The following is a 234-nucleotide window of genomic DNA, read 5'->3' as shown; positions in this document are numbered from 1 at the left end:
AATGACGTTCGCTTTAGGATACCTCTCTCGAATCCACCCAATGAAGTCATCTATCTCTTTATACACCGGTAGGATCTCTTCGGGGGTATCCCAGAGCTTGTGCTGTGCTCGATCGGTCGCGATGAACAGACCGAAAAAAAACTGCCAGCTGTGTTCCGTCATCAGGTTCTTCGCGACGGTCGCACGCTGTTCCGCTGACTCGATACAAGCATCCCTGACCGCCCTCCGGGAACC

1 protein-coding gene is annotated in these 234 nt (G+C 53.4%); it reads right to left on the bottom strand.

Going from position 1 to position 234, the window contains the following annotated elements; genetic code table 11:
• The coding region (locus EXE45_RS21990; protein ID WP_369333774.1) for an alkaline phosphatase family protein at positions 1 to 204 on the bottom strand (204 nt) is incomplete at its 3' end.
• Positions 205 to 234: the final 30 nt, after the last annotated feature.

Source organism: Halorubrum sp. SP9 (assembly GCF_005435015.1).
Classification (GTDB): Archaea; Halobacteriota; Halobacteria; order Halobacteriales; family Haloferacaceae; genus Halorubrum; species Halorubrum sodomense.
This window is presented reverse-complemented; position numbering and strand designations above follow the sequence as displayed.